This is a genomic window from Geitlerinema sp. PCC 9228, assembly GCF_001870905.1.
In the GTDB taxonomy this organism is placed as follows: Bacteria; Cyanobacteriota; Cyanobacteriia; order Cyanobacteriales; family PCC-9228; genus PCC-9228.
Genome location: NZ_LNDC01000052.1, coordinates 34,323 through 54,088, shown reverse-complemented (window position 1 = coordinate 54,088; position 19,766 = coordinate 34,323). Strand labels below are relative to the sequence as shown.

Here is a 19,766-nt window from a genome sequence, read left to right as displayed (position 1 = left end):
TACTATCGGCTCTTGGTCTAGCCACTACTACGGGAACCTGGCTGTTCCCAAGCCCCGTCGCTTTAGCGCGGGGTCAGTGACAATGCCAAATGACCCCTCGGTACGCCCCTACACCCAAACCCGCGGATAACAAACCGGGCGCTGGCGAAAAGTTTGGCGCAACCAACCCCACACGGCAACCAACCACTGTCTGGCATCGACGGTGGAAGAGCCCCGATAGCGACATAGCATGCCCATAGGCAAACGGGTAACGCCAATTTCCCCCTCAGGAAACGAATACAAATTGCGGCTTTTGGCCACCACATCGGCAGAGACAGGTTTTCCCAGCCAAACCAACGTCGCAATGACCGATTGACCGGCCAAACCGCTGAGGCTGTCAAGCATGGGACTGCCGCCGATGAGATACTGGCGGTCGATCCACAGTGGTGTTTCCCCTTGCCACACTTCTATACGCGATCGCCAAGTACCCCGTTCAAACCGTTCTCCCCGCGCCGAACGACCAAAACGGGTAATCTCCCATCCCAACCAAGTGGCTTCCGGTGCCAAGGCCACGCGCATATCTTGATGGTAGCGGGCACCGTTGAAAACAATGGTTTCCTGGGGCAACCATTCCAGGTGGGCATCCGCTTGTACGTGTAAATGTACCTGATGGCGCGCGATCGCTTCTTCGCTGCGATATACTTTGCTAGCGGCTGCCGTGGTAAACAAAACTTGGGCTTGCGGCTGTAACGTGAGTTCTTGGGATAAGCGATCGCCCCCGACCATGCCACCGGCTGTATGCAGGGCAACAGTATGGCACACCTGCGGACCTTCCGGGTAAAACGGACGTTGGATTTTTAAAGGGGCTTGGATGCGATCGCGTTGGATTTGCGTGGTTTGCTGGCGGTGGGTATAGGTAATTTCTAGACGCCCCAACCAGCTACTGGTAGCGCTCGCCGCAGACAATTCTTTATTCGTGGTTTCTGGGGTTGGTGGGTGGTACATCCAATCTTTTACCGCAATGGGGACAAAATTTTTCCGCTGCTATTTGTTGGGTACGAGAACGGCGTTCCCGTCGCTTTTCCAGTTCTTCAGCAAATCCCGAAGCCAGGATACCAGCCGGCAGGGCAAAAATGCCAATGCCCAAAACGGCTAAAGCTGCGCCCAAAACCTTACCAATGGGGGTAATGGGATAAACATCCCCGTAGCCGACCGTGGTCAGGGTAACTACCCCCCACCACATGGAAGCGGGAATGTTAGGGAATGCTTCTGGCTGGGCCTCGTGTTCTACAAAATAAATCAAACTGGAGGAAAACACCAGCAAAATGGAAATGGTAAAAAAGCTAATTACCAAATCTTCCCGTTTGGCTTTGAGAACCCGCGCCAATCCTTTGAGGGTTTGGGAGTAACGCCCCATTTTCAACAGTCGGAACAGGCGGAACAGGCGCAGGGCACGCAAAAACCGCAAGTCGGGGAACAACAGGGGAAGATAAAAAGGCGCGATCGCCAACAAATCGATTAACGCCAAGGGCGTGAAAATATAGTGAATTCTGCCCCAGATAGGGTGGGCAAATTGATGGTACAGGGTACAGGTCCAAACTCGTAAAATATATTCAATGGTAAAAACAGCAACAGAAAAAACTTCAAATCCTTTTAAAAAGCCATCGTAGCGTTGGGCGATGCTATCTACCGTTCCAACAATCACAAAGAAAATATTGAAACCAATTAATCCCATGAGAAAAATATCAAACCAGCGACTGGCTGGATGGTTGGATTGGTTGGTCTCTAACAGTTGAAAGATTTGCCGCTTGCGTCGAAAATACATAGTTACTTTTCCCAGCGAAAAATAGAAAGTAATGTTTGCTATATAGAAAAATCCCCTGTATTATTCTTGGTCCAGGGAGATATTAAATTTGATTTGTTGTTTTTGGGGTCGTATTTCGTGCCGCAGTTGTTCTTTATCTCCCCAAAAACAGTAGATACACAAGAAAAGACAAACAAGCAACCCAGCAGCGAATCGCGAACAACCAAGGGAGTCGTACCGGTCGAATCCTTCGTTCTTGTTTCCATTATTTGCCATAGAATGGAAAAAGTGGGATCTACCTGCCCAACGGCAGGCAGGGAAACGGCATGGCGAAGGATAAAAAACGCTTGGATGTGCTTTTGGTAGAGCGAAATTTCTGTTCGTCGCGACAGCAAGCCCAACGTTGCATTCGGGCTGGGGAGGTAAGGGTGGCTCGGGAAGTTGTCGATAAGCCAGGAACGGAGGTTCCCATCGCAGCAGAAATTCATGTCAAACCGCGATCGCTTTATGTTTCCCGCGGTGGCGAAAAACTAGCCGCGGCTTTGGAAGCTTTTCCCATTACCGTTGCCAATCGCGTGTGTTTGGATGGCGGTATTTCTACCGGTGGGTTTACTGATTGTTTGCTGCAAAATGGGGCGCGGCGAGTTTATGGTGTGGATGTGGGCTACGGTCAGGTTGATTGGAAATTGCGCAACGACCCCCGATTGGTATTGCGAGAACGGACCAACCTGCGCCACCTGACGGCAGAACAGCTTTACGCACCTGGGGCGGAATTTCCGGATTTGGGGGTAGCCGACCTCTCGTTTATTTCCCTGGTGAAAGTATTGCCGAGGCTGTGGGAACTGCTGCAGCCACCGCGGGATGTCATTTTGCTGGTGAAACCGCAGTTTGAAGTGGGGCGCGATCGCGTGGGGAAAAAAGGCGTGGTTCGGCATAGTGGCGACCGGGCAGCCGCGATCGCCCAAGTTATAGAGGCTGCCCGTGCGTTAGGATGGAACAGTCAAGGAGTTGTGCCTTCTCCCATTACCGGACCGGCGGGCAATTTTGAGTACCTGTTGTGGCTGAACCTGCGATCGCCAGCGAACCCCCTTGATTTTCAGCAATTGCAAGAAATCGCTGCTCTTGGCGCAACAACCACCAGTTCCCATAGCCAAAATTAGGTGGTTTTCCTTCCCCAAAAGGGTGAGCGCATGAATCGGGAGCTTGAAAGCCCTGACTTTTGAAAGCAGGGATGAAAAGCGACGCTGCTTCGACAGGCTCAGCACAAGTCGTCTGAGCGCTCGCCGCCGTCCCGTGCAGCTTGAGCCGCCGTCAAAAATGTGCTAGAATCCCGTTAAAAATACGTCCACCGGCAGGACGGAAACATGCTCGCTGAGGGTCCCTGTCACCGGAGATAGGCTAGCTCATAGCAAGTCTATCTAGGCACACCCAACGAAGCGAGAATCTCACGAATTCTATTTGTGAGAGTGCTAACAGTTAAGAAAGGGACACCAAGCTCTCAAAGCGCCTGCACGATTACCCCTGGTTCCAAGCCATGAATGATTTTTGGGCTAACGTTTCTCGCTACCCGCGTTACTTTATTACCATCGTTTTAGGGATTTTCTTTTCCTTTTTTGGTTGGTTAAAACCGCTGTTGAAAAATCCAGTGAGCGCGGTGGCGCTGGTGGGCTTTCTTGTATCCAGCTTCGTGTTTTTGTATTTTACCCTCGCGGCGATGCTGGGCTTGCACGAAGCACAACCACCGGCGTAACCAACTTCTGTTTCGTTCGTTTGCGTTTGTATCTTTTATACCTATGGCTACCAATCGTCGCGTTGCTCGCGTAGCTTCGCTTATCAAACAAGAAATCAGCCAAATGCTGCTCAACGACATCAAAGACGATCGCGTTGGGGCAGGAATGGTGAGTATTACCGCCGTAGATGTTTCCAAAGACCTGCAACATGCCAAGATTTTTGTGAGTATCTACGGAACCGAAGCAGCTCGGGAAGAAACCATGGCTGGGTTGAAAGCTGCTACGGGATTTGTGCGCAGCGAGTTGGGTCATCGCGTGCGTTTGCGCCGCACCCCCGAAGTTCGATTCATCGAAGACCGTTCCATCGAACGCGGTACCCAAGTCCTCTCCCTGATCGATCGTTTGCAAAGGGAGCGTCAGGAAAAAGAGCCGGTATCTGAGGGCTCAGATGCCGAAGCAAACAGCTCGGAATAAGCATAGCGTAGGGAATGGCAAGTTCTTCTCTTGTGGCGATCGATTCTCTGTCGTTAGCACAGCAGGTGGCTCAGATGGTGGTAGTACGCGCCTCGGGCCACCTGTTTGATGTGCAAATTGAATACCCCGCTTGGGAACCGCCCCAAGCTACGTTGCGTGAGTGGATTGGTGCATGGGGGGTTGGTGGCGTTATTTTGTTGGGGGGTACGGCAGCGGAAGTTTGGATGCGATCGCGGCAGTTGCAGTCTTGGAGCGAGATTCCCCTATTTGTAGCGGCGGATGTGGAAGAAGGGGTGGGGCAGCGGTTTGCCGGAGCAACTTGGTTTCCCCCACCCATGGCGATCGCGGAAATTGCCCGTCGGGATTTGTCAGCGGCGCGCCGCTATGCTTGGGAAATGGGGGAAATTACGGCCCGCCAGGCACAAGCGTTGGGTATCAACTGGATTTTGGCACCGGTGGTAGATGTAAACAACAATCCCCAAAATCCGGTGATTAACGTGCGAGCTTTCGGGGATACTCCCGAGGTGGTTGGCGAACTTACCCAAGCATTTATTCGCGGCAGCCAGCAACATTCGGTATTGAACGCGGCCAAGCATTTTCCCGGTCACGGAGATACGAGCGTGGATTCCCATCTCCATTTGCCGACGATTCCCCACAGCCAGCAACGGTGGCAGCAGGTGGAACGGGTGCCGTTTGCCAGGGCGATCGCGGCTGGGGTGGATGCGGTAATGAGCGCTCACTTACGGATGCCAGCATTTGACGATCGCCTTCCCGCTACCCTGTCACCAGCGATTCTCACGGGGCAACTGCGCCAGCAAATGGGATTTTCTGGGTTGATTGTTACCGATGCGTTGGTGATGGGGGCGATCGCCAATGCTTACACGCCAGCTACGGCGGCGGTCATGGCGGTGGAAGCTGGTGCCGATATTTTGCTGATGCCCAGCGACCCCAAAGCCACAATTGAGGCGGTGGTGGAGGCGGTAGAGGCAGGTAGAATTTCCCGAGAGCGAATTCGGGCGTCGGTGGCACGGATTTGGCAAGCCAAAAGCAAAATTGCCAGTTCCTGTTGGCAGCATGGGGGCGATCCTATCCCCGATCTGCCGGCAACGTTCCATCCCAGTGCCCAATCGTTGCTGGTAGCTTCTAGCAGCCAATGGGGAAATGGGCAACTACCACCTGCCGGAGAACAGCAAACTCCCTGCAATGTCATTGTGGTGGATGAATTGCTGCGGGAAGAGGCGTTAAAAGGGCATCCCCCGGCGATCGCGGTTCCCTGGGAAAAGGGATATCAACTGCGACTGTGCGATCGCTTTACCCCCAGCGTGGCATATTGGGAACTGAAAGGACCGGTGTTGGTGCAGTTGTTTGCCCGGGGCCACCCTTTTCGCGGGGTGGCAGGTATGGCCCCGGAGGTGGATGTTTGGCTGCGGCAATTGCTTGACCGACGGCAACTGCAAGCTTTGGTTATTTATGGTAGCCCCTACCTACGCGATCGCTGGTTTGAAATTTTGCCCGAGGAGACAGTGGGTTTGTTTAGCTTTGGGCAGATGCAGGCAGCACAGGCTTGCTTGATGGAGAAAATTTTTGCTTGATGGGATTTTTAGCTTATTTTTGCCTGTTTTTGCCGAAATTTTACCGATAAATTCATATAAAATCCCAATTGTTTCTAGAGATGACATTAAAACATCAAAAGGAAACAAAAGTTAACACAATCTTAATGTCACGAACTTTTTTTTGGGGTCACAATGAAAATAGTTCAGTATATGTAGCTACAAAAAGCTCTCAAAGCCAAACCAACAAAGCTTGCTTGCGAGCATGCTGTTTTCTGGGAGTATCCCTCAACTGTCGCGTAATTGTCGCGTAATCGATCGCAGTGGCGTCAGCACCCCCGGTTGAAGCACGGGGGCTTCATGCCTCCAGCTTCAGGTAGCTGACCAGCCTCAGCCCTTGGGGGCTACGTTTTTAGAGTCATGGTACCTACAAATGCTTTCGGTGTTGGTCACCCTGCTGTTAACGGTTAAACCGCCCTACCAGGGGTCAGGCAGTGACGTTAGCTCAACCAGCCCGAAAAACATAGGCGAGGAAAACATGAGCCGGTGCCGGGGAGGCGATTCCGGCTAGAACCCCGAAAGAGCGGAAACTGCACCTCTTTTCGCTCTCGGTGGGGGTGGGGAAGGTGACTAAAGTCGCCGTTCGTTTTTCCTCCCGGCGCTAAAGCGACAGTGCTTGCAAACGTATCGAAGATTTTCCGTGAAAGGCAGTAGATTTTATGACTATTACCACCATTCCTAGCAACACTTACAAAAACGTTCACTACTCTATTGACGCCATCAAGGAGGAAGCTCGCAGTCTCGTTTATCAGGGCAAAGTTAGCCGCCAGCAGCCCATCTACACCCTTTGTCAGTTCATTCCGCCTCGGGAATGGGCTTTCGTGGAATGCGAACTAGAAGAGTGCGATTATTTGCTGCGCGATCGCATTGCTGATTTACTGGGACACGAAGAGTGGGAAAACGACTGACAAAAATCAAGAAAGACAACGGAAATTTAGCAAACTTATAACAACCACCGGCGAGGTTCGTGCCTGCACCGGTGGTTTGTTTTTTTGGCAAGCGATCGCGTTGGGTTGGCGAAACTTAGAATCTCCTCGCAAATCCGTTCAAAAAATGCCCGAAATGCGAGTTCGCAAATCTTCTTACTAGAGAGACCATCTTGGAATGACCCCTACCCACAATTTCGGTGGTTTCAAAAAACGGATGTGGTGCCACCGCTAATACGAAATCCGATATTGCTAAACCACAAACATAACCCGAACTGTCCCCCGCAGGCTCGGGGGACTACAGTGGGGAGGTGACCCGGTTGTACGATTGGGTCTTGCCAGTACGGATTTGGTATAACAGGTTCGTGGCATGAAGCATGGCCACCGCGATCGCCTTATTCCGCTTCGTTGTCGCTGCGACTTTTTGCCAATTCTTCCCGCAAAGCCGCAATTTCAGCGGTGAGTTCCTGCAATTCCCCTTGCAGGGTATCGCCTTCGGTTTTGGAGCTGGTGGGGGTCAAACTGGAACTAGGAGAAGTTTCTCCACTGGAACCATTTTGAGAATCCGATGGCTGGTTAAGAACCGAATCGACAAAATTGCGAGCTTCGGTTTCTGTTTCTTCTCCTTTTTTCTCCCATTCTTGGGTCAACCCTTCCCAGTCGGTTTGGAGTTTGTGCAGGTTTTCATCCCACTTTTGGGAATCTTGCAGGCTTTCTACAAAAGAAGCCGTTGCTCCCAAAGTGACGCGAAATCCTTGCTGAACGAACGAAAACAAATTATCAGTACTCATGAGAAATTCCGTAAACAGCAACCAAAGCAATACCGCACTGCCCTATGCCTACGAGATAGCCAGCTATTTAGCCTTGGTATGTGGGAACCGGAAATTGTGGCTATCGTAGAAGCAGCGATGGGGATTCCCACTGGATTTATTCTATCTATTGAAGCCGGCGGCGGTCATGTCGAAGGGGGGAGATTTTGCGATCGCGTTGGGGATAGTACCGGTGGAGGTGCCATTCATTTTTTCATGAAAATTTACCGCATGAATCGGGAGCTTGAAAGCCCCGACTTTTCACGCGCAGGGAGAAAAAGCGACCCGTGCGGCTTGAGCCGCCGTTAAAATCAAGACAGACCAGTCAAATTTGTCCCCACTATGGTGTCCATACGGAGAAAAAACCGCTTTCTCAAAGAACTCCTTGCAGCGATCGAACCCATCGAGACGTGGCTGGCAGCAGCACAAGTGGTTTGGAATCGAGGTGTCACAAGTACGTCCATAATGGGGCGGAAAAATGCTCGTTGAGGGTTCCTGTTGCCGGGGATGGACTAGTAGTTCATAGCGAATCTCTTCACAGGCACACCCAATGAAGCGAGCATCTCACCAGTTCTATTCGTGAGAGGGTCAAAGGATGGAAACTGCCCGCATTGCCTGCTTTCCCAGGAATATGGGCGATCGCAGAGATTTCGCACAGTGGTAAAATCAAAACAGTGGCTGGGTTTCCATCTTGTCAGCCCCCCCAGCTGAAGCACGGGGGCTTCATGCCTCCAGCTTCAGGTAGCCGATCGGCCCTTCGCCCTTTGGGGCTAGGTTTTTCAGGTCATGGTACCTACAAATGCTTTCGGTGTTGGTCACCCTGCTGTTAACGGTTAAACCGCCCTACCAGGGGTCAGGCCGTGCCGTTCGCTCGACCAGCCCGAAAAACATAGGCGAGGAAACCATGACCCGGTGCCGGGGAGGCGATTCCGGCTAGAACCCCGAAAGAGCGGAAACTGCACCTCTTTTCGCTATCAGTGGGCGTGGGGAAGGCGACTTTAGTCACCGTTTGAAGATTTTCCGTGAAAACTTTCTCCCAAGAAACTGGTCAACCTGCGGACTCATAGGGCAAAATAGCGATGCACTGGCTCGCTAGTCGTTCTTGCTACTCGTTTGTATACCCATCTCGGACAAAACATGGACTCCCAAACACTAATTTCCATTGACAACCAACATATCTCCGTGCGTCAGGCACTACAGTACCTCAATGCCACTGGGGAATTGCCGCAGGTAATCCGGAAAATTTTGCGCCAGCATGTGGTTTCGCAAGCCCTTGCCGACCGCGATGACCTGCAATTGGATGCCCAGCAAGTAGAACAAGCCATTATCAATTTTCGTTTGAAAAACCAACTTGTGGATCCGCAACGGTTCGAACAGTGGCTGCAAAAGCAACGCACTACTTACGAACGGTTTCGCCAACAGGTGGCGGAAAGCCTCAAAATTGCGCGGTTCAAGCAAGAAGTCACCGCCTCGGATGTGGAAGAAATTTTCGAGCAAAACAAATCCCTGTTCGAGCAAGTGGTGATTTCGCGGATTGTGGTTTCCGAGAAGGATTTTGCCGAGCAGCTCAAACAGCAGTTACAGGAAAATCCCGACAATTTCGTTTCTCTGGTGAAAGAACACTCCATTGCCAGAGACCGCAACCGCTACGGCATGCTGGGTCCGGTCCCTGTGGGGCAACTACCCAAAGCCATTCAAGAAGTGGTCCAAGACCGGGAAATTGGCGAAATTTTGGGACCAGTAGAATACGAAAACAACTATCAAATTTTCCGCATTGAAGATACCATTGCTGCTTCTCTTAGCGGCGAGTTAAAGCAACAACTTCAGGAGCAAGCTTTTGAAAGGTGGTGGCAGCAACAGTTGCAGGAGACGAAGATTACCTTGCATCTAGACGGCAGCACCCAAGAAGGCGTACCTACTGACGATCCGCCGGTTTCCGAGGTTGAGGACCCCTCCAACAGTCCCAGCTAGCCGTTCCGCTAGCGAGCCTCCTTGCTCCCCCGTTCCGCATCCATACCTGTTCGGGTCGTTCCATTTGGGGAACTTCGCCGTTTTCACCGAAAGCTGTCGGAGAAGGCTCTTGGCTGTTTTCTCCGGCACTTTTTGGGGGGATTTGTGGTTTTTGATCCCCACCGAATACCAACCTTGTGCTGAGCTTGTCGAAGCAGACGAACGACCAATGGCTTACGAACCCCTCCACCACAAATACCGACCCCAAAGTTTTGGGGATTTGGTCGGTCAGGAAGCGATCGCTCAGACCTTGACCAATGCCATCCGGCAAAGCCGGATCGCACCGGCGTATTTGTTTTCCGGACCGCGGGGAACGGGGAAAACCTCCAGTGCCAGAATTTTAGCCAAATCCCTCAACTGTCAAAAAAGTTCGCAGCCGACGCATCAACCCTGCGGCACTTGTGAGGTTTGTCGGGCCATTGCCAGTGGTTCGGCGTTGGATATTGTGGAAGTGGATGCCGCCAGCAACACCGGGGTTGACAACGTCCGCGAACTGATCGAAAGAGCTCAGCTGACACCAGTGCAGTGTCGATACAAGGTTTATATCATCGACGAATGCCTGCCGGGGGATGTCCGCATCCGCACCCGCCACGGTGACGTACCCATTGAAGATTCTAATTTAAAAAATCGGGAAGTTCTTAGTTACAACGAGCGTACCCAAGATTGGGAATACAAAAAAGTTTTGCGTTGGTTGGAACGGGGAATTAAAGAAACATTTCTTGTGGAAACCGATGCGTTTTCCCTGCGTTGTACGGGGAAACATTTGATTGGAACCAGAAACGGCTGGCTACCTGCTAAAGATATCCAAGCCGGCATGCAAATTTTGGCACCGAAAACCAGCGATCGCGGCCCCATTTCCACGGACTTTGCCACCGTGCGATCGCTACAAAAACAAGCTCCCACCCCCGTCTACGACCTAGAAGTAGCAGACAACCATAACTTTGTCGCCAATGGCTTGCTGGTACACAACTGCCACATGCTTAGCGTGCCAGCTTTCAACGCCCTGTTAAAAACCCTCGAAGAACCCCCAGCTCACGTGGTATTTGTGCTGGCAACCACCAACCCCGAACGGGTACTGCCCACCATTGTTTCCCGCTGCCACCGGTTTGACTTCCGCCGTATTCCCCTAGAAAGCATGGTAGAACACCTGCGTACCATTGCCGAAAAAGAACAAATCCAAATCGCCGACGAAGCCATTCGTTTGGTTGCCCAAGTCTCCCAAGGGGGATTGCGGGATGCGGAAAGCTTGCTGGACCAGCTCAGCCTCCTGGCTGGGGAAATCGACACCGACCGAGTCTGGGATTTGGTGGGGGCAGTACCGGAGCGGGATTTGCTGGCTTTGATGCAAGCCATTCTCTCCACCCAAACCCAAACCATTCTGGAATGCTGCCGCCGTTTGATGGATTTGGGGCGGGAACCGCTGACAATTTTACAGAACCTCACCGCTTTCTATCGGGATTTGCTGGTAGCCAAAACATCTCCCGAAAGCCGGGATTTGGTGCCCTATACCGACAGCACTTGGGAACAATTGTGCCAGTTGGCTCAAAACGTAGATGTGGCGACGTTGCTGAACTGCCAAAGCCACCTGCAAAAAGCAGAAACGCAGTTAAAAAATACCACCCAGCCGCGTTTGTGGTTGGAAGTGACCCTGCTGCAGCTGCTACCAGCCGCCAGCCGCGAACCAGCTTCCCCACCAGTAGCCGCGTCTTCACCACCAGCCAAGGCAACGCCAGCCCCTGCCCAACAGGAACATCGCAACGGGGCGAAACAAGCAGCGAAGGAACCCGCCAATGGCAGTGCCACCCCCAAGCCGCAGCCGTCACCGCCGGTAGAACCACCAGCTGTACAATCGGAACCTCCACCGCCAGCAACGCCAGCTACGGAACCAATGGCCAAGGAGGAGACCCAAGAGACAGCAGCAGAAACAAAGGAGACGGAAAGTATTGATTTGCCCGGTTTGTGGCAGCAAATTCTCGATGGCTTGAGCAAGCGAGCAACCCGGGAGTTGCTACGCCAGCAATGCCGCTTGCTATCGTTTTCGCCGCAGGAAAGAACAGCGGTGGTGGGGGTAAATTCCAAAGGGTTGCTTAAAGTGGCTCAGCGGAAGCTATCGGAGTTGGAAAGTGCTTTTTCCCAAATTCAGGGGGAGAAAATCCGCATTAGTCTGGAGGTGATTTCTCCGCAAAGTCGGGAAACGGGCAAAAAAGCCACCGGTTCTGGTTCTTCCTCCAGTGCTGCTGCCGGTCGTGGAGGAGCTGCGGCTGCCCAACAACCCAGCCAACCAGCTACCAGTCGTAGCCATAATGGTCACCAGGCAGCCCCACCAACAGCAAAAAGTTCCCCGACACCCCAGCAGACTAGCAAGTCAGAGGCGGGGAACCAGCAACAGCAAGATTCACCATCGGAGGCGGTGGTGCCGTCGAATCCGGCTACTGATAATAGTTATGAGGGAACGGAGGAACTTGCGATCGCGGCGGAACGTCTGGCGAATTTCTTCGATGGCGTTATTGTCGATAGTTCGCAAGAACCGGAACTGCCATCCAACACCAATGCGATGCCAGAAGATGCGATCGAATAATCCCTCCATTTGGTTTGGGGAAAGGATGGCCGAGCTATCCTTCCACCGTTCCCAAATGTTCCGTTTTTACCCATTTCAAACGTTTGGGGCGTACGGCCAAACGAGCCGTGGTGCCAGCCATAACCAAAAACCAGTGCAGCATGTATAGGGTTCCCTGCAGGGCTTTACCCAAGGAAACAAAAGCCGATTCTGCTGGGAATTTCCCCAAACAATGGCGGCAGTTCTGGGTTTTCCGCAGTCCCATATACATGCTCAGAACCGTCATGCTGACCGTTAATCCGGTGATGGGGGCGTACAGGGGGAATCGACCTAAAGTGAGTGACATCAGCAAATCCGGTACGGAAGCCATGGGCAGCAAATACTGCAGCAAGCAAAAGAGAAAGGCATCAAAGCGTTTTTTCAGGGGCAAGCGATCGCTACATAGAGGACGCCAGTAGTCCAAATAGCGCTGGTAGCCTCCTTCTGCCCAGCGATTGCGTTGGTGCCATAGGGAGGGAAAATTGGTAACCCCTTCTTCTGCCACAGTGGTGTACATAAGGCATTCAATCTCCCATCCATCCAGATGCAAGCGGAAGGTGAGGTCGAGGTCGTCGGTGATGGTGGCTTCATTAAACCCGCCGCAGCGTTCCAAAGCTCGGCGACGGATCAACTGACCGTTGCCCCGCAGCTCGCCAATTCCACCGGTAGCAGCCCGCAACTGCTGAAAGTAGGCGTCGAAAATCATTTCGGTGGCTTGTCCGCGGGTCCAAAAGTTGACGTTGGCGTTGGCAATAACCTTCCGCAACTGGATGGCACCCACTTCTGGCCGGTCAAAAGTCGGCATCACCCGCCTCATGACTTCCGGCGTTACCCGGGCATCGGCATCAAAGACAGCGATAATCTCACCTTTGGTCAAAGGCAATACTTGATTGAGTGCCCCCGATTTGCCACCCCCAGCTCCCGGCGAACGGCGAAACAGGCGTACTTGTTTGTATCTTTGTGCCAGCTGCTCGATCGCGGCAGCGGTGCCGTCGGTGCTGCTATCGTCGATGGCCCAAATTTCGTATTGGTCTTCGGGATAGTCGAGATGGCACAAGGATTCTAGCAATTTGCCGATGACGCTAGCTTCGTTTTTGGCTGGAATGAGGATAGAAATGAAAGGAAAATCTTGTTCTTCTGTGCTTCTTGTTGCCGACGGCGTGCCGCTAACCTGAGAAGATACTTGTGAAACCACAAACAAGCGTACGGCTTGCACCCCAAGCATGGCAGTGACAGCTAATATAAGCCAGGGAGTCCAAGGAAGTAAGTGCAAAAACACCGTTCCTCCCCAGACAAAAGTAAGCACTACCGCTGCTTTGCGCCGCCGACCACGATACCCCCGATAGGGTACTTCGTCGCTGGTTTGGGTTTCCCATTCGCTAGTAAGGACCGAGTTTAGGGGCTTGAGTTCGCAGTAAGCAGAATCTCTTTCAGCCCAAAAATTCAATGACATAAGCAATCGATACGATTCATCTATATCGAACGTCGAGCCCTGGTGCAGAAACCAGGTTAATTATCAAGATACCTTGCTTCTAGCGAAATGTACGAACATCTACGGCGAGCTTTTCCCCTAAATACAATAATTTCTCTGCCAGTATTGCCGAAATTTGGGTATTGTTGCTGGGGAATTTGCTGGTGGGGTGGGGGGAGACGCTGCAGGTTAGGGGGCAGTAGGCAGCGATCGCTTCGGCATTGCTTTGGGTGGGTTGGGATGCTTCCTCCACCTCGGGCGAAGTCAGGAAACGGCGGTGCAACCAGGCAAAATAAATTTCCTGCGATCGCGATAGATCCAAATACAGCTGCAAGCTCTCACCCAGGTCGATGAGCTGTTCGAGTCGCTCGATTTGTTCGATGGCGGCTTCGGCATCCTGCTGCCAAGTTTGCGGTTCGTCAAAAACGATTAAATCCCACAGCCGCTGCTGGATAATGGTCTCCAAGGTCTGCTTCACCTGGGGAATCTCCAACTGGCAGTGCAAATTTTGTGCCTCTTGGGCGATCGCTTCTAACTCCGCCAAAAACGTACGTTCGTCCTCTCCCCGTTCCCGAGCCGTATTGAGCTGGCTAGCGGCTTCCACCGCTCGATTGCTCAAAGCAATTTCCGCCGCCACTTGTAATTCCTTCGGAACTGGCAACCCATCCCGGTGAAACGCTACCAAAACACCAAAATTATCCCGATACACCTGAGCGTAAAGATTATCCAATCGAGACAGAGTTTCTTGATTTAACCAGGCCATAATCCGATGGCGTTCCTGGGCAAAAATATCCTGCAAGCCAAAGAAATAGCCATCAAAATGCTCGTTCATCGCCAAAATCACCTGGGCGGTACTGGCTTGCTGCATCACCCGGAATAAATGGCTTTTTAGCTGGCTGTAGGAAAGGCGGCTGGTAAAGGGTTTGATACAGCAGTGAAAGTCCCATCCTCCCAAATGCAAAACCGCAAACACCAAATGGGAACTTTCTGCCGTCACCTGGGAAACCAACTGTAGCTGCCCCACCGCCAAGTGCAAAGACCCCATCCGCTGTCTTTGATAGTCTAGTTGGTGAACCCGATAGCAATACAAACGATCTTCTTCCGCGTAACTATCGAATAAGGAACTAATGGCATAGTGAGCCGCCACTTGCTCCAACTCAATTTTAGAAGGAGCTACTAACTTTTGATAAACCACCGCTCCATTGCCAAACTCCTCCACGTTGCTGGGGGCAGCCTCCAACTGGCGGACAAATTCCGGTTCTAACTGCACACCAGTTACCTCTCCCGCCAGTTCCATCACCCGCATGGCATAGCGGAGAATTTGCACCCCTTCCGGACGGGAAATTTCATCGAAAAACCAGCCGCAACTGGTAAACATGAGCAATGTATGCCGCTGCATCTCCAACAAACGCAAGGCATCTACTTGTTCGGACTGGGTTAGGGGATGGGATTGGTGCTGTTTGAGGAAGGCTGCCACTGGTTCCGGACGGCGGTCTAAAATGACTTGAATGTACTCATCCCGGGCCCGATCGGGGTCTTGTAAGTAGCGACGCCCCGCTTCTACGTAAACTTCCCGGGCGCGATCGCGCAGCCAATTGAGGACATCCCGCAAAGGCCGCCGCCATTGTTGCTGCCAGTCGCCGCCCCCACCGCAGCCGCAGTCATCCTGCCAGCGATCGACACCGTGGGAACAACTCCAAGCAGTCACGGGTTTGAGTTCCACTTCCCAGGTGGGTGGGTAGAGACTCAGGTAGCGAGCGTAGTTGGTTACCGACCAGCCTTGTTTGGCAAATTCGTAAGCAAAGGCGTACGCAATGCATTTCTCGCCGCCTTTTTTGTGATGTCCGAATGTTTCTCCGTCGGTGGCTACGGAAATAATTTGTGCCGGCCGGCGATCGCCCTGAATGGCTGCCCCAATGCGACCGGTGAGGTTGTGGGAACTTTTGAGAATATCGTTAAACCCAGTGTCTCGGGAAATTGGACCGTCATAGAAAAAGATATCGATATACCGCCGGGAAGTTTCCTCGGTGGTAGGTGGGTCAAGATAGCAGCGATAGGGGCGGGTGGGGTCGATTTGGCCACCGCCCACTTCCTGCCACTCGGGTTCCGGTTCTGCTGCGGTGGGTAGGGGTCGGCAACGCTGAGCTTGGGAAGGGGCCAAAATGGTAAAGCGGATGCCTTCGTTGTAAAGCACTTCTAGGGTGGCTTTGTCTACCCCTGTTTCTGCCAGCCACATGCCTTCCGGTTCCCGCCCGAATCGATGGCGAAAATCGGCTTTGCCCCAGCGGACCTGGGTGTATTTGTCCCTTTCTGTGGCGAGGGGCATGATAATGTGGTTGTACACTTGAGCGATCGCGTTGCCGTGACCCCCTAACCGTTCGGCACTGCGGCGATCGCCTTCGATGATTCGCTGGTAGGTTTCCCCATCCCGTTCCTGCAGCCAGCTCATTAAGGTGGGACCGATATTAAAGCTGAGGTATTCAAAGTTATTGACAATCTCGATTACCTGTCCCTGTTCGTTGAGAATACGAGCAAAGGCATTGGGACGGTAGCATTCGTAAAGGATTCGTTCGTTCCAGTCGTGGAAGGGGTCCGCACTAGGTTGGCGTTCGATGGCTTCTAAGTAAGGATTTTCCCGGGGGGGTTGGTAAAAATGCCCGTGCAAGGTGACGTACACCCCGGTGGCAGTGGGTACGGGATGGTGCTGGCTGGGGCTGTTTTCCAATTGCGTGGCAAGGCTAGAGGAAGCGTCCGCAGAGGGGACATTCGTGACTGTTTCTAAAGTCGATGCCTCTAACTTTTTTGATGTGGCGTCATAAGTAGAAGTCATATAAGCATTCCTAGGTGGTAAAAAGCAGCTATGGACAATTGGGCGCGATCGCCTATGCCGGCTGGGGTGGGTAGCAAATTGTTCGGAAATTGGCTATTGGGGGGTTCTGCCACCGAAGCAGCCATCGCGCCTGGGGTGGAAACCAGAATTTTGCTAGCGGTTAACAAAAGAGCAAACTTGACGAACCTGCGGCGCTGCCAGCTATATGGCAAGATAGCAGATTTGTGGGATTTATGCAGTTTGGTGTCGGTAGGGGCGTTGGTTCCTACCATTGTCGGCGATTGCCCCCCATTGACCGCCGCGATCGCTACCAACAGCCATTCCCTTGGTTTCCCGTGCTTGGGCGATCCCCACACTTGTATAAAAAAAAATTAAATATTTTCAAGAAATTAACGATCCCCGACGAGTGATAGGATCGGGGACAGCTTGGCGGTAGAAACGGAAAATTTTCGTTATGGATTTAGCACGACAACTGCGAACCCTCTTAGAACGTCCGGAAATTATTGTTTTGCCTGGCGTTTACGACTGTCTCGGTGCCAAACTGGTGGAACAACTGGGCTTTGAGGTGGTGTTTACCAGCGGCTTTGGCATTTCTGCTTCTACCTTGGGCATGCCGGATGTGGGGTTGCTGACCGCCACAGAGACATTATACAGCGTCGATCGCATTGCCAGCACCGTTAACATTCCTTTGGTTGCCGACCTGGATACTGGTTACGGCAATCCCGTCAATGTCATTCGCACGGTAACAGATGCCATACGTTCCGGTGTGACTGGCATTATCCTAGAGGACCAGCAATGGCCCAAAAAATGCGGTCATTTCCAAGGCAAACAAGTGATTTCCATGGAGGAACACGTGGAGAAAATTAAAGCTGCCGCACACGCACGCGACGATGGCGATTTGGTGATTATTGCTCGCACCGATGCCCGGGCTTCCGAGGGGTTGCAGGCAGCGATTCGACGCAGCCAATCTTACTACGAAGCCGGTGCCGATGTCTTGTTTGTGGAAGCTCCCCAATCTGTGGAAGAATTGCAAGCGATCGCAGCTGCTTTTCCCGACGTTCCCTTATTTGTCAATGCCATCGAAGGCGGCAAAACCCCGGTTTTATCCAGCCAACAGTTGCAAGATATGGGATTTGATATTGTCGTGTATCCCCTGGCGGGTTTGTTTGCTGCCACGCAAGCGATGAAAAGCTGTTTCCAGCATTTAAAAGAGAACGGAACCACAGTGGGTTGGGAAAATCCCTTAGATTTTCAAGAATTCGAGAAGCTCATCGATGTTCCCCACTATCGGGAGCTGGAAAGTAAGTTTGCTGCCGATGAAGATAACAGCGAGCAAGAATAGCTACCAACACGGCTAGGGAATCTGGCGTGCCAACTCAACCCAGCGGGCAATGCCTTTGCGAGTGGGTCGGCCGCTAGCAGAAAAAGTCCAAATATCCCGTTTGTGTTGTTCGCCGTAGCTAATGTGAATCGGGCGATCGCTTCCGTAGTAATACAGAGAATCAAAGGGCAGTTGCTCTGTCAAAATCCATGCCACTACCCCATCGCTGCTGGTATTTTGAATTAGAAAATCGCAAGCTGCCCCCAGGCGATCGCAGAAATAATTGCCCTTGCGATTGCGATCGCAAGCCATATGCTGGTCGATTCGCGGGGCAATGCGACCGTTTTTTACCCCAGTTACCGGGTCGCGGCGTTCCAGATAGCGTTTTAAATCCGCCGAGCAAAATCCATAAGTGAGCTGAAAATTGTCTTTGCCAAAGCGATCGACGATCGGATCGATAATATTTTGATGCAGTGCCACCAAGGCTGGTATGGTTTCTTCCCAGTTTTGCGGATAAGGGTCAATGGCTTCTTGGTATTTTTGATAGGTTTGCGTACAAGTGCAAAACGCTTCTAAGGTAAAATATTTCCCCAGTGCCACAGATGCAGGTTCTGAAGGTACCGACATGGCGATCGCTCCCTAGAAAAATTTCCCCCAAGCTCCCATACCTTTATTTTCCCACATTCCCACTATCTGAAAAATCCCTTTAAAATACAAAAAGCAACGAAGCACAAGAGGCGGCTATGGAATGGAAAGATATACGGGGGAATTGGGTGCTCGCACCACCTCAACCAAACCAACCCAAAGGCATTATCCATTTTTTAGGGGGAGCATTTATTGCTGCGGCTCCCAACGAAACCTATAAATTTCTGCTGGAAGAACTCGCCCAAGCTGGGTATGTGGTCATTGCCACGTCTTTTCTCATATCCTACGACCATCGCGATATTGCCCAAGAAATCTACACCAAATACAATCTCGCCATGGAAGAGTTGCGCCGAACCAACCTGCTACGCCGGCGTTACGTACCCATTTATGGCATTGGGCACAGCTTGGGGTGCAAGATGCACCTAATGCTGAATAGTATGTTTTCTGTGGAGCGAGATGGTAATATTTTCCTGGCCTACAACAACTACTCCGCCAAAAAATCGATTCCCAATCTCGATGTCTTGTTAGACCAAATTTCCCCCTTTGTAGAATCTTTTATTGACTTGGATTTGGAATTCACTCCTTCCCCAGAAGCCACCTTAGAGTTGGTCAGGGATCGGTATCGGGTCAAACGTAATTTCTTGGTAAAGTTTCAAAACGACGATATTGACGAAACTATGCGTTTGAAACCCATTTTGCAAGAGAAATTTCCCCATCTATTCGCCATTCAAATGCTACCGGGCAATCACTTAACCCCTCTGGGGCAAAACTTGCAATGGCCGGTGTCTGAGGAATTTTCCCCATTGGATGCCTTGGGACAGTGGGTCAAGCAAAATTTATATAAGGATTTTTATCGGTTGCGGGATGAAATCTTGTTGTGGTTGGACCCGGCGCGATCGCTCACGCGAAGCTAGCGGGCAGGCACCACTTCCGCACGGTACAGCAGTTGGTCGTTGAGGCGGTATCCCACTCGTTTGACCACCGCTGGTTGGCCGGGTTCCAGTTCCCCTGCCACCAGTTGGTGTTGGGTGGGGTCGTAACTCACTTGTTCTCCCACAGAAGCGATCGCTTCTACCCCCCAAGCTTGCAATAATTTTTCCACCGGTTGTACCAGTTTCAGGAGTTTGCTGGCGGCAAAATTGGGGTCTTGTTGTACTCGATAGGCAGCCAGGGGCCAGTTCCGCATCCAAGGTTCCAAAATATCCAACGCCGCCTGTTTCATTTGCTGTTGGATTTGGACTTCTTGCTGCTGCAGTTGTTGCTGTAGATATTGGTATTCCTGTCGCAAGGCATCCAAATCCGCTTGCGTGGGTTGACCGGGACTCGCTCCTGTAGGGATACCAAAAGCTTGAAATAAGTCTATCAGAGAAACTTGCAAACCTCGGGCCAACTGCCACCAAACTTCCAGCCGTACTTGATAAACTTCACCCCGTCGCAGTTTCCGCAGTTGTTTTTCGGAAATCCCCGTTTGCCGGCTCAATTCCCGGAAGCTGTGAATGCCTGCTGGTTCCATGAACGCCCGCAGTTGGGCGGTACGATCGGTGTGTGACATGATTTTAAC

At 52.0% G+C, this 19,766-nt stretch carries 18 protein-coding genes; 11 read left to right on the top strand and 7 right to left on the bottom strand.

Translation table 11 applies throughout. From position 1 onward, the window contains the following. Positions 1 to 108: 108 nt before the first annotated feature. Both AS151_RS04090 and AS151_RS04085 read right to left on the bottom strand, forming a co-directional pair. The gene (locus tag AS151_RS04090) at positions 109 to 984 is read right to left on the bottom strand and encodes an urease accessory protein UreD (RefSeq protein WP_084639389.1); all 876 of its coding nucleotides are present in this window, start codon (positions 982 to 984) and stop codon (positions 109 to 111) included. Continuing rightward, complete coding sequence (locus AS151_RS04085) at positions 950 to 1,804, bottom strand: ion transporter (protein WP_071515781.1); 855 nt, start codon at positions 1,802 to 1,804, stop codon at positions 950 to 952. The genes AS151_RS04090 and AS151_RS04085 overlap by 35 nt, the downstream gene beginning before the upstream one ends. 305 nt (positions 1,805 to 2,109) lie before the next feature. Here AS151_RS04085 and AS151_RS04075 point away from each other — a divergent pair, with 305 nt between their 5' ends. The 5 genes from AS151_RS04075 to AS151_RS04055 all read left to right on the top strand — a co-directional run bounded on the left by AS151_RS04075 (position 2,110) and on the right by AS151_RS04055 (position 6,505). Then, on the top strand, positions 2,110 to 2,943 hold the full coding sequence (locus tag AS151_RS04075) for a TlyA family RNA methyltransferase (protein WP_071515779.1): 834 nt from the start codon (positions 2,110 to 2,112) through the stop codon (positions 2,941 to 2,943). A gap of 374 nt (positions 2,944 to 3,317) precedes the next feature. Continuing rightward, the gene (locus tag AS151_RS04070; RefSeq protein WP_071515778.1) at positions 3,318 to 3,533 is read left to right on the top strand and encodes a DUF751 family protein; all 216 of its coding nucleotides are present in this window, start codon (positions 3,318 to 3,320) and stop codon (positions 3,531 to 3,533) included. Positions 3,534 to 3,576: 43 nt separating this feature from the next. After that, complete coding sequence (rbfA, locus tag AS151_RS04065) at positions 3,577 to 3,987, top strand: 30S ribosome-binding factor RbfA (protein WP_071515777.1); 411 nt, start codon at positions 3,577 to 3,579, stop codon at positions 3,985 to 3,987. A gap of 14 nt (positions 3,988 to 4,001) precedes the next feature. Beyond that, positions 4,002 to 5,579, top strand: coding sequence for a glycoside hydrolase family 3 N-terminal domain-containing protein (locus AS151_RS04060; protein ID WP_071515776.1), 1,578 nt, complete (start codon positions 4,002 to 4,004; stop codon positions 5,577 to 5,579). Positions 5,580 to 6,256: 677 nt separating this feature from the next. Further along, positions 6,257 to 6,505 carry a DUF4327 family protein gene (locus AS151_RS04055; protein WP_071515775.1) on the top strand — a complete coding sequence of 83 codons (249 nt, stop codon included), beginning with the start codon at positions 6,257 to 6,259 and terminating at the stop codon, positions 6,503 to 6,505. A 413-nt stretch (positions 6,506 to 6,918) separates the two neighbouring features. Here AS151_RS04055 and AS151_RS04050 read toward each other — a convergent pair whose 3' ends face one another. Then, a complete protein-coding gene (locus AS151_RS04050; protein WP_071515788.1) occupies positions 6,919 to 7,314 on the bottom strand; it encodes a hypothetical protein in 396 nt (131 codons plus the stop codon). Between the two features lie 78 nt (positions 7,315 to 7,392). Between AS151_RS04050 and AS151_RS04045 the strand changes: the two genes are divergently transcribed. From AS151_RS04045 to dnaX, 3 genes are all read left to right on the top strand, one after another. After that, a complete protein-coding gene (locus AS151_RS04045; protein ID WP_071515774.1) occupies positions 7,393 to 7,641 on the top strand; it encodes a hypothetical protein in 249 nt (82 codons plus the stop codon). An 828-nt stretch (positions 7,642 to 8,469) separates the two neighbouring features. Next, positions 8,470 to 9,303, top strand: coding sequence for a peptidylprolyl isomerase (locus AS151_RS04040; RefSeq protein WP_071515773.1), 834 nt, complete (start codon positions 8,470 to 8,472; stop codon positions 9,301 to 9,303). Between the two features lie 208 nt (positions 9,304 to 9,511). Then, complete coding sequence (dnaX, locus tag AS151_RS04035) at positions 9,512 to 11,920, top strand: DNA polymerase III subunit gamma/tau (RefSeq protein ID WP_071515787.1); 2,409 nt, start codon at positions 9,512 to 9,514, stop codon at positions 11,918 to 11,920. A 34-nt stretch (positions 11,921 to 11,954) separates the two neighbouring features. Here dnaX and AS151_RS04030 read toward each other — a convergent pair whose 3' ends face one another. Then, on the bottom strand, positions 11,955 to 13,391 hold the full coding sequence (locus AS151_RS04030; protein WP_071515772.1) for a glycosyltransferase family 2 protein: 1,437 nt from the start codon (positions 13,389 to 13,391) through the stop codon (positions 11,955 to 11,957). Between the two features lie 79 nt (positions 13,392 to 13,470). Then, on the bottom strand, positions 13,471 to 16,239 hold the full coding sequence (locus AS151_RS04025) for a DUF3536 domain-containing protein (RefSeq protein WP_071515771.1): 2,769 nt from the start codon (positions 16,237 to 16,239) through the stop codon (positions 13,471 to 13,473). A gap of 30 nt (positions 16,240 to 16,269) precedes the next feature. Here AS151_RS04025 and AS151_RS21295 point away from each other — a divergent pair, with 30 nt between their 5' ends. Further along, a complete protein-coding gene (locus AS151_RS21295) occupies positions 16,270 to 16,614 on the top strand; it encodes a hypothetical protein (protein ID WP_139240495.1) in 345 nt (114 codons plus the stop codon). Between the two features lie 79 nt (positions 16,615 to 16,693). Next, on the top strand, positions 16,694 to 17,581 hold the full coding sequence (locus tag AS151_RS04015) for an oxaloacetate decarboxylase (RefSeq protein WP_071515769.1): 888 nt from the start codon (positions 16,694 to 16,696) through the stop codon (positions 17,579 to 17,581). Between the two features lie 12 nt (positions 17,582 to 17,593). Here AS151_RS04015 and AS151_RS04010 read toward each other — a convergent pair whose 3' ends face one another. Further along, entirely contained in the window at positions 17,594 to 18,187 is a 594-nt protein-coding gene (locus AS151_RS04010; protein WP_071515768.1) for a hypothetical protein, read from the bottom strand. A gap of 116 nt (positions 18,188 to 18,303) precedes the next feature. On the opposite strand from AS151_RS04010, the gene AS151_RS04005 reads away from it, so the two are divergent. Next, positions 18,304 to 19,119, top strand: coding sequence for a DUF1350 family protein (locus AS151_RS04005; protein WP_071515767.1), 816 nt, complete (start codon positions 18,304 to 18,306; stop codon positions 19,117 to 19,119). Here the strand turns inward: AS151_RS04005 and AS151_RS04000 are convergent. Continuing rightward, positions 19,116 to 19,757, bottom strand: coding sequence for a helix-turn-helix domain-containing protein (locus AS151_RS04000; protein WP_170861305.1), 642 nt, complete (start codon positions 19,755 to 19,757; stop codon positions 19,116 to 19,118). The genes AS151_RS04005 and AS151_RS04000 overlap by 4 nt on opposite strands. Positions 19,758 to 19,766: the final 9 nt, after the last annotated feature.